Origin of the sequence: Pseudomonas syringae group sp. J254-4, assembly GCF_032586855.1 — a bacterium.
Classification (GTDB): domain Bacteria; phylum Pseudomonadota; class Gammaproteobacteria; order Pseudomonadales; family Pseudomonadaceae; genus Aquipseudomonas; species Aquipseudomonas amygdali.
Genome location: NZ_JAWHOO010000016.1, coordinates 22,663 through 32,487, shown reverse-complemented (window position 1 = coordinate 32,487; position 9,825 = coordinate 22,663). Strand labels below are relative to the sequence as shown.

General features: G+C 58.9%; 9 protein-coding genes and 1 pseudogene. 7 read left to right on the top strand and 3 right to left on the bottom strand.

Annotated elements, in window-relative coordinates; translation table 11 throughout:
• The first annotated feature begins 49 nt into the window (after nucleotides 1-49).
• Entirely contained in the window at nucleotides 50-919 is an 870-nt protein-coding gene (locus tag RYB09_RS18640; RefSeq protein ID WP_058409226.1) for a TauD/TfdA dioxygenase family protein, read from the top strand.
• A 41-nt stretch (nucleotides 920-960) separates the two neighbouring features.
• Here RYB09_RS18640 and RYB09_RS18635 read toward each other — a convergent pair whose 3' ends face one another.
• Complete coding sequence (locus RYB09_RS18635) at nucleotides 961-1,476, bottom strand: GNAT family N-acetyltransferase (RefSeq protein WP_058409225.1); 516 nt, start codon at nucleotides 1,474-1,476, stop codon at nucleotides 961-963.
• Between the two features lie 153 nt (nucleotides 1,477-1,629).
• Here RYB09_RS18635 and RYB09_RS18630 point away from each other — a divergent pair, with 153 nt between their 5' ends.
• From RYB09_RS18630 to RYB09_RS27290, 3 genes and pseudogenes are all read left to right on the top strand, one after another.
• Nucleotides 1,630-2,757 (top strand): saccharopine dehydrogenase family protein, encoded by a 1,128-nt coding sequence (locus RYB09_RS18630; RefSeq protein ID WP_058409224.1) that lies wholly within the window; start codon nucleotides 1,630-1,632, stop codon nucleotides 2,755-2,757.
• A 268-nt stretch (nucleotides 2,758-3,025) separates the two neighbouring features.
• A pseudogene (locus RYB09_RS27295) lies at nucleotides 3,026-4,048 on the top strand (methyl-accepting chemotaxis protein); the annotation flags it as partial.
• 33 nt (nucleotides 4,049-4,081) lie between these two features.
• On the top strand, nucleotides 4,082-4,954 hold the full coding sequence (locus RYB09_RS27290) for a methyl-accepting chemotaxis protein (RefSeq protein WP_371911635.1): 873 nt from the start codon (nucleotides 4,082-4,084) through the stop codon (nucleotides 4,952-4,954).
• 30 nt (nucleotides 4,955-4,984) lie between these two features.
• Here RYB09_RS27290 and RYB09_RS18620 read toward each other — a convergent pair whose 3' ends face one another.
• Nucleotides 4,985-5,917: a DMT family transporter gene (locus RYB09_RS18620; RefSeq protein ID WP_044320597.1), complete on the bottom strand. Its 933-nt coding sequence runs from the start codon at nucleotides 5,915-5,917 to the stop codon at nucleotides 4,985-4,987.
• A 74-nt stretch (nucleotides 5,918-5,991) separates the two neighbouring features.
• Between RYB09_RS18620 and RYB09_RS18615 the strand changes: the two genes are divergently transcribed.
• Complete coding sequence (locus tag RYB09_RS18615; protein WP_316889699.1) at nucleotides 5,992-6,846, top strand: LysR family transcriptional regulator; 855 nt, start codon at nucleotides 5,992-5,994, stop codon at nucleotides 6,844-6,846.
• Between the two features lie 51 nt (nucleotides 6,847-6,897).
• On the opposite strand, the gene RYB09_RS18610 is transcribed toward RYB09_RS18615, so the two are convergent.
• Nucleotides 6,898-7,914, bottom strand: a complete 1,017-nt coding sequence (locus RYB09_RS18610; RefSeq protein ID WP_316889697.1) for a 1-aminocyclopropane-1-carboxylate deaminase — start codon at nucleotides 7,912-7,914, stop codon at nucleotides 6,898-6,900.
• Between the two features lie 186 nt (nucleotides 7,915-8,100).
• On the opposite strand from RYB09_RS18610, the gene RYB09_RS18605 reads away from it, so the two are divergent.
• Together RYB09_RS18605 and RYB09_RS18600 are read left to right on the top strand one after the other, a co-directional pair.
• Nucleotides 8,101-8,607, top strand: coding sequence for an Lrp/AsnC family transcriptional regulator (locus RYB09_RS18605; RefSeq protein ID WP_002552794.1), 507 nt, complete (start codon nucleotides 8,101-8,103; stop codon nucleotides 8,605-8,607).
• Nucleotides 8,608-8,755: 148 nt separating this feature from the next.
• Entirely contained in the window at nucleotides 8,756-9,664 is a 909-nt protein-coding gene (locus RYB09_RS18600; RefSeq protein WP_122258233.1) for a DUF808 domain-containing protein, read from the top strand.
• Nucleotides 9,665-9,825 lie beyond the last annotated feature (161 nt).

Genomic DNA, 9,825 nt, shown 5'->3' with positions numbered 1-9,825 from the left:
ACCACGGACATGGTGATCGGCCATGCCAACCATTCAAGGGTGAGGGATCATGGATCAAATGGCACTCAAGGCCATCGAAGGCATCGCGGGGGCGCCTCGCGCGCCGTATCACAGCATCACGGTCAACCGCCTGACACCCATAATCGGTGCAGAGGTCAGCGGGGTCGATCTGTCGCAGCCTCCGGGTGAGGAGCAACTGAAGGAAATTCGCCGCGCTTTTCTGGAAAACCACGTGCTGGTGTTTCGTGATCAGCACCTGACGGTCGAACAGCACAAAGCCTTTGGCCGGCTGTTTGGACCGTTACGTGCGTTGCCGGTAGAGAGCATTGATGGCGATGACCCGGAGCTGGTCGTGGTGCGCGCTAACGCCCAGTCACGCTTCGCTGCTGGCGAGCTGTGGCACACCGATGGCACCGCTGACCTGGAGCCGTCGATGGGCTCGATGCTGTATGTCAAAGAGACGCCCGCCATTGGAACCGGTGGCGACACGCTGTTTGCCAATATGCACCTGGCCATAGAAATGCTCTCGCCTGCGATGCAGGCGTTTCTTGGCGAACTGACGGCCATTCACGATGGCGAGATTCCGTGGAAGGGCTACCAGCCGCCTGCCAACCTTCCCAAAAGCGAGCACCCGGTGGTGGTTCGCCACTCTGAAACCGGACGCCGCAGCCTGTTTGTCAATTCCGGGTTCACCTCGCATATCGTGCAACTCTCGCCCGGCGAGAGCCGCGCGGTGCTGAACATGCTGTTCGATCTGATCGCCCGCGAACCTTCGCTTAGTTGTCGTGTGCGCTGGGAGCCGAACACGCTGGTGTTCTGGGATAACCGCTGCACCCAGCACCACGCGGTGTGGGATTACTTCCCGCACTCGCGCTATGGCGAGCGGGTGACGATTCTGGGAGGGCGGCCCAAAGCCTGAGCCGCTTGCCGCAGCCTGGCTAACGCTTGGCTGCGGGCTTGTCACCTCAGTCGCAGGTGATATTTCAGGTCATCGAACCACTGATCGCCGATCTGATAGGCATGCGGGACGCGGCGTTCGAAAGAGAAACCGCATTTCTCCAGCACCTTGCAGGAGGCAATGTTGCCATCGGTCACGGTCGATTCCAGTGAATCAAGGCCGATGGCGGCAGCGTAGTCGATGATTGCCCGGCGGGATTCGGTGCCGAAGCCTTTGCCTTGATGTTCCGGCAGCAACAGACAGCCCACTTCGGCATGCCCTGGCGACATGATGCGAAAGCCGTTGACCCCCAGCTCCACGCCGCTCTGCTTGTCGACGACCACCAGGCACAGCCAGTGATCGGACTCTGGCGTCCATACCGGAAGGCGATGATCAAAGCCTTTGCGAACTTGTGCTTCTTCGATTTCCCCGAAGACGTACTGCATGGTCTGAGGCTCGGAGTGCAGCCTCAGAAACAACGGCCAGTCACTGGCGAACAGGGTCCGCAGATAAAGCCGTTCGGTGTGTAGTTTCAGCATCCGTTGCTCCTTGCACGATGAAAAAGGCACAGGGTTTTGTACTCGGCATTCGGCCAATGATCAATAATGCACGCGCATTTCATCGCCATCGCTCGCGGCAATCGCTGAGCAGCAAGGCATGGTCATACCCTTCAGCATTTCAGGGACGAGTAAATGGCACTTCGCGTATTGGTCATTGGTGGCTACGGTAACTTCGGCAGCCTTATCTGCAATCATCTGGCGATGATGCCGGACATCGAACTGGTCATTTCCGGTCGCGACCCGCGTAAGCTGGCGGAAAAGGTTGCCGCATTGCAAACACTGGCTGGCAGATTCTGCGAGAGCTGGTGCGTGGACATCATGCAGGACGGCGCGGGCAGTGAGCTGGGTGAATTGGGCATTGATCTGCTTATCCACACGGCGGGGCCTTTTCAGGGGCAGTCGTATGCCGTGGCCCGGCATTGCATCAAGGCGGGTGTGAATTATTGCGACCTGGCGGATTGCCGGGCGTTTGTCGCCGGTATCGCCAGCCTTGATGCCCAGGCGCGTGAGGCAGGTGTCAGCGTGCTGAGCGGTTGCAGCTCGGTGCCGACGCTTTCGGCGGCCATCATCGATCAGCATCGCCAGCGTTTTCTGCGCATCGATTCGATAGAGCATGGCATCTCCTCGGCAGCGAAAATGCCCGGTCTGTCGACCGTGCGTGGCGTACTGGCCAATGCCGGGCGGCCGATCAGGCAACTGCGCAACGGCAAGGTTCACGAAGTCCATGGCTGGATGGACCTGACCCTGCGCCGGATGTCCGGCATGGGCACACGGCTGGTGGCCAATGTCGACGTCCCGGACCTGGATGTATTCGCGACACGTTATGCCGCGCAGCATCTGAGCTTCAAGGCCGGCTCCGCGCTCAAGGCCGGCGGCATCGCGACCTGGCTGCTGGCGCTGGCGATTCGCTGTGGGCTGCTGCGCGATCCTGCGTCATGGGCCGAGCGCCTGTACCGTTGGGGCGCGCGCTTTGAACAGTGGGGTGATCGAAAGAGCGCGATGTACATCGATGTCGATGGCGTCGACCTCACCGGCCAGCCGTTGCACATGCGTGCGCAATTGACTGCACTGAACGACAAGGGTCCGGAGATCCCCGGCAGTGCTGCCGTCGCCCTGAGCGCCAAAATGGCCGGCGGCTACCGTCCGCAGCCAGGCGCACGGGCGTGCGTTGGAGAGATCACCGTGGACGAGTATCTGGCGGCGATCAACGAGCCGGAAAACATCCGGCTGGATGTTCATTTCACCGACCGCAACGTCTGACGCTGTTGCCAATCTCCGATGGCTCCGTACAGGCGAAGATCAAGGCAGTTTCATTGCGTGATCTTCCGGTTTCGCGCGGTGCCAATCATCGGAAAAATTCTGCTCAGGCGATTTAAATAAATATTCATCATCGCGCGCCGGCCACGTAATTCTTGGGCTTCAGGGTGCCTTCGATTGGCGCGTGCGTGATTCCGATAACGTTAACTATCAAGTTAAATCTTTCAGCGCCGACTCACGGGTATTCCGAAAAATCAAAGGCACACACGCAATGAGCGCAAAATGGTTGGACAACTTGAAAGTCAGCAAGAAATTAGGGCTGGGCTTTGCCGCTATTTTGCTGGGCGTGCTGACCGTTACCGCCATCGGTTACTCCAGCACCAACCTGCTGATCGAGCGCATGGGCAAAAGCAGCAAGGTCGCCGAGATCAAGGCTGACGTTCTGAATGCCCGGATTGCTGCGCAAGCCTATGCGACCGGCCCTACCGCCGCAGGTGTGCAGAACTACGCCAGCGCGCTGGATACCTTGGACCGCAGTGTCGATCAGGGCCTGCAGGTGTTCGTGATATCGAGCAACCTGGCCAAGCTGCGCGAGATCAAGGAGCAGGTGGGCGGTCTGAAGCAGACGTTCAACCAATTGGTCGGCATCAATCAGAAAGTCGACGAGGCGTTGAAACCGATCATCAAGGTTTCCGATGATGTCAGCGCGACCTTTGAGAATCTGCTGAACAAGACCATTGACGACACCTTGCGTTCGCCGAATGAAACCGGCATCAGGCAGGTCAAGATCGCTGGCGACCTGCGTAACGGCATGACCAATTTCCGTCTGGTGTTTCGCCGCTACCTGAGTGTTCCGAATGCCGACAACCGTCAGGCCACCTATAAGGCCGCCGACGCCCTGATCGCGCAAGTGGACGCCGCTCGCAGCCAGTTGCCTATCGAGGCAAATACTGCAGTGGATGCCGCGCTGGTCGCGTTGAAACAGTACAAGGTGCTGATGACGTCGATTTCGGACATGCTGCAGCAGACCGAGCAAGTCCGTACCGATCTGCAACAGCAATCCATAGCGACCGCTGCCCGTGCAGATGATCTGGCGGCGTTGCAGGTCATCAGTGCCAAGAAGGAACAACAAACCGCTGTTGTGCAATTGCTGAGTGTTGCGCTGGTAGTGCTGCTGGTCGGCATCTTTGCTGCGTTCCTGATCACGCGTCAGATTACCGTGCCGTTGAACAGCACCGTAATTGCGGCGCGCCGGATTGCCGACGGCGATCTGACCCATGACAGCAGCACCACCCGCCAGGACGAACTGGGCCTGTTGCAGAACACCATGCAGCACATGACGGTTTCTCTACGCGGCCTGATCGGCGGCATCGGCAACGGTGTGACGCAGATCGCCACGGCAGCCGAACAGTTGTCTGCTGTCAGCGAACAGACCAGTGCCGGCGTCACGTTGCAAAAAAACGAAGTCGACCAGGTTGCCACCGCCATGAACGAAATGGCGTCGACCGTGCAGGAAGTAGCACGCAACACCGAAGACGCTTCGCTGGCGGCCAAACAGGCCAGCGAGCGTGCCGCTCACGGTAGCAGTGTGGTGCAGCACGCCACTCGCGAAATCGGCCAATTGGCCGGTGAAGTGAAACAGCTGGGCGAAGCCATGCAGCGCCTCACCGAAGACAGTGGCAAGATCGGTAGCGTGATTGACGTGATCAAGGCCGTTGCCGAACAAACCAACCTGCTGGCGCTCAACGCGGCCATCGAGGCTGCACGTGCGGGTGAGCAGGGCCGCGGTTTTGCGGTGGTGGCTGACGAAGTACGTTCGCTGGCTCAGCGTACCCAGAACTCCACCACGGAAATCGAAGCGCTGATTCAGGCGTTGCAAAAAGGTACAGGTGCCGCATCGGGTCTGATGGATGCCAGCCTGCAACGCACCGAAGGCACGGTAGTGCTGGCTCGTCAGGCCGAACAGGCACTGGTTGAGATCAATCAGTCCATCGGTACGATCGAGCAGATGAGCCAGCAGATTTCTGCCGCGGCCGAGCAGCAGAGCGCTGTGACCGACGAAATCAACCGTAGCGTGCTCAGCGTGCGCGACATTGCTGATCAATCGGCTTCGGCAACCGAGCAAAGCGCCGCATCGACTGTAGAACTGGCCCGCCTGGGCAGCGACTTGCAGAGCATGGTGGCGCGTTTCAAGATTTAACTTCCCTGCATCAGGCGTCTTGTGACTCGGTCACGAGGCGACCTGCCGCGCTTCCGCCCGCACGACCATCCACACACCAACACCCGACACCGCCATGCCTGACGCCATCTGCCAGGACAGCGGCTCGTTGAACATTACCCAGGCCCAGAGCATTGTCACCGGCGGGCTGAGGTACAGCACGCTGGCAACGCGGGTGGCTGATGCGCGGCGCAGACACACCCAGTAAAGTCCGTACCCGCCCAAAGTTGCCAGCCCCACCGTCCAGATCACGCTCAACGCAAACCCGGTACTGGGAATGGGGGCCAGGCTGCCCTGTGTTCCCTGGATGATGGCGAACGCGAAGCTCGATATAAAACATTGCAGCCACAGGTTGGGAAGCAGGTCCATGGGCTGCATGTGGGTCGAACGCTTCTGCCACAGCGTCGCAATGGCCAGCGATAACATACCCAGCAGTGGCAGGCCGTAGGCCCACAATGGCGCATCTCCCACCGCCAGCGCGCTGTACGTGACCAGCACCACGCCGACCAGACCGACCACCAGCCCTGCCCAGATTTGCCAGACAAGCCGCTGCCCGAGCACTGCGGCAGCCAGCAGTGCCATGCCCATCGGCAACAAGTCGGCAAACAGCGCCGCGAGTCCCGCAGGTACGCCCAGCGCGATGCCCTGCGTAACGCCTGCGACATAGCCCGCCATGGCCAGCAGACCGATGCCCGCATTTTTCAACAGCGTGGCAGGAGGTATCGATCTCAGTTGCCTGGCGACGAAAGGCAGCAGGATCAACGTGACCACCACACAACGCCAGAACACCACCAACAATGGTGGTGCGTAATCAAGCGAAAACCGTGCGCCGATGAAACCCGAGCTCCAGGTCAGGACAAGGGCTGCTTCCAGCAAGATAAGGGGAATGGCCTGATGCCAGGCAGGTCGCGTTACGCTCGGAGAAATCGATAGGTGCTGATTCATGGACACAGGTTACGAAGTCAGCGTAATCTAATAAATCAAAATTAAGTGCAGTAGTTGTTCAGGTTTTATGAATCATGAGCGCAATTCTCGATATCGAACTGATACGTACTTTTCATGCCGTGGCGCGAATAGGGAAGTTTTCTGCGGCTGCCGAGCAACTTCACAAAAGCCCCGCGGCAGTCAGTGTGCATATCCAGCGGCTTGAGGCGGTAGCGGGCGGGCGTTTGCTCAATCGGGACAACCAGGCGGTGTCTCTCACTGCGCTGGGCAAGCGTTTGCTGGTCTCGACGACGGAATTGCTGTCCACCCATGACCGCGTGCTGGCTGACCTGCAAGGGACTCATCTGGCTGGGCGCATCACGCTGGGTGTTCCGGATGAGTACGCCGTTCATGTCATCCGCGACATCCTGCCGGTGTTCGCTGCGGCCTGGCCCAATGTGGTGCTGGAATTGAAAACCGCACCCAGCTACACCCTGCGCGAGCAGGTTGCGCGCGGCAAGTTACAGACAGCAGTGATCGCGCAACCCAAAGGGCAGCCAAGTGCTGATACGCAGTTTCTGGTATCTACCAAGCCGGTCTGGGTCGGGCCGGCCAGCGTCGCACTGGGACCTGCGGACCCGTTGCCGCTGGCCATTCACGCAGCGCAATGTCCTTATCGTGAAGCCATGATGGCGTCGCTCAAAGACAACGGCCGCAAAATCCGTGTAGTTCTCGAAAGCCCGTCCAATCAGGCGATCAAAGCCTGTGTGGAAGCGGGCCTGGCGATCAGCCTTATTGATCGGAGCGGAGTCACGGAAGCCATGCAGATTCTCGATGACCTGCCTGAAATTCCCGAGCACGAAATCGTCTTCCTGCGCTCGCCGTCGTCACAGAACGACGAGGCGGTGAGCCTGCTGGCGCAGGCGCTACAGAAGTATTTTCGGGTTTAGCCGGGAACACTGCAGCCGAAGTGTGTTATCGACTGCAGGAACGCTTTCGGCTCAACCATCCTTGAACAAAAAGCTGTAGGCATTCAGCGCCGGCACGCCACCGAGGTGGGCGTAGAGCACTTTTGATCCCTCGGGGAATTCGCCATTGCGCACCATGTCGATCATGCCGTGCATGGATTTGCCTTCGTAGACCGGGTCGGTCAATACGCCTTCAAGACGCGCGCAAAGGCGGATGGCTTCAAGGGTGCCCTCGTTCGGCAGGCCGTATTCGGGGTAGGCGTAGCGGGTGTCGAGCACCACGTCTTCGGCGCTGATTTCGCGGCCCAGTTCCACCAGTTTTGCGGTGTTCTGAGCGATGCGCAGGACTTGTGCGCGGGTTTTGTCCGGTTTGGCTGACGCGTCGATACCGATCACACGCTGTGCCCGGCCATCGGCAGCGAATCCCACCAGCATGCCTGCGTGAGTACTGCCGGTTACCGAGCAGACCACGATGTAGTCGAACTTGAAGCCAAGTTCTTCTTCCTGCTGGCGCACTTCATCGGCAAAACGCACGAACCCCAGGCCGCCATAAGGGTGCTCCGAGCAGCCCGCTGGAATCGGGAACGGTTTGCCGCCGCTTTCCTCGACGTCGGCCATGGCCTTTTCCCAGCTCGGCCGAATGCCGATATCGAAGCCTGCCGAGTCCAGGCGCACATCGGCCCCCATGATGCGTGACATCTCGATATTGCCGACCCGGTCGTACAGGGCGTCCGAGTAGTTGACCCAGTTTTCCTGAACCAGTACGCATTTCATACCCAGATGCGCCGCGACTGCCGCCACCTGGCGGGTCTGGTTGGACTGGATGCCACCGATCGACACCAGTGTGTCGTAGCCGCCGTCGATGGCTTCCGGCACCAGGTATTCCAGTTTGCGGGTCTTGTTACCGCCAAAGGCCAGACCGCTGTTGCAATCCTCGCGCTTGGCATACAACTCGACCTTGCCACCCAGATGCTCGCTCAAGCGTTTTAGAGGGGTGATGGGCGAGGGGCCGAAGGTCAGAGGGTAGCGCTTGAACTTGCTCAGGTTCATATCGGGGCTCCGTTGATAAGTTGATTCAGGCCTGCAAGGAATGAGTTCGACGTTTGAACGGTGTGCCTGAAGTGGTTCCTATCATAGGAAATAGCTGAATAATCGTGGTTGCAAAGAATTGTCTATTTGCAAAATCAGCGTTAGTGTCATAGCACTAACGCAAACTTTTATTTTGTGAAAGCCATCATGAAAGCAATAAATGAACGAACTAAAAAGTCCGCTGGCGATGTAGCGCCGCTGCTGGACAGGATTGACCGCGCCATTCTCAAGACCCTTCAACGTGACGCCTCGATTTCCAACGTGGCGCTCGCCGAGAAGGTCAAGCTGAGCCCGCCTGCGTGCTTGCGGCGCGTCGAGCGGTTGAAGGAGGCGGGCGTTATCAAGGGCGTGGTGGCGTTGCTCAATGGCGACGTTCTGGACGCCGGCATGGTGGTGCTGATCGGTGTGGTGCTCGACCGCTCGACCCCGGATTCATTTGCCCAATTTGAAGAAGCCGCGCAGAAGGTGTCCGGCTGCATGGAGTTTCATGTGGTCACCGGCGAGTTCGATTACTTCATGCTGCTGCGCACCAAAGACAGTCAGAGTTTCAACCGCCTGCATGCCGAACAGCTGCTGTACTTGCCCGGTGTCAGACAGATCCGCTCGTTCATGGGACTGCGTCAGGTGGTGTCGACCACGCAATTACCCATTTAACCGGTTGCTCGACGTGGCCTGCTTGTACTACGCAGCGTCAAACGTTCACGTCTGATGAAGGTCAGAGTTGTTGACTGCCACACGATTGACCCTGGCGCATGATTCAATCAGTGCTATTTCCTTTTTTACTTGCTCAAGGATTTTTATTTTGGCTGCTGGAAGCTTGCTTACCCTGCTCGACGATATTGCGACCCTGCTGGATGACGTGGCACTGGCCACCAAGAAAACCGCGGGTGTGCTGGGGGATGATCTGGCGCTCAATGCCCAGCAGGTCACCGGTGTTTCAGCTGATCGCGAACTGCCCGTTGTCTGGGCCGTGGCCAAGGGCTCGTTGCTCAACAAGGCAATCCTGGTTCCGGCGGCACTGTTGATCAGCGCCTTCGCGCCCTGGGCGATTCTTCCCTTGTTGATGATCGGCGGCGCGTTCCTGTGCTTCGAGGGTTTCGAGAAAATCGCCCATAAATGGCTGCATCCCGAAACCGGCGAAGAGCATGATCAGCGCAAGCAGGCGGCGACGGATGCTTCAGTGGACATGGTGGCGTTCGAAAAGGACCGTATCAAAGGCGCGATTCGCACCGACTTCATTCTTTCGGCAGAAATCATCGTGCTGGCGCTGGGCGTAGTGTCGGCCCGACCCTTCATGGATCAGGTCGGTGTACTGGTTATTGTCGCGGTACTGATTACCGTCGGTGTCTATGGACTGGTGGCAGGTATCGTCAAACTTGACGACCTGGGCCTGTACCTGAAAAAGACTGCAAGCTCTGCGGCACAGAAAATCGGTGGTGCTTTGCTCTGGCTTGCGCCGGTATTGATGAAGGTACTGTCGATTGTCGGCACTGCGGCCATGTTCATGGTCGGCGGCGGGATTCTGGTTCACGGTCTGCCGTTTGCTCACCATTGGGTCGAAGGCGTGACCGAAGCTGCAGCCGGTGCTGTGGGCGGGCTGTCGATGATTGTCCCGACCCTGATCGATGCGGTCGCCGGGGTTATCGCTGGCGCGGTGCTGGTGTTGGTCGTGACGCTGATTGGCAAGGTCTGGAAAGCGGCTAGGGAGTGAGTGGAGGCGGGCGCCGCGCAGGAGTTGAATATCGTGCCAATGCTCCGCGTTGGCATGCATCCCGTGACGCTCCGCGTCACAGATCTGCGCAGCAACACCCTCTCAAGGTTGGGCGCAGAGGCTTCAGAAATGCGTTCCCGCGCTGAGCGCGGGAACGAGCT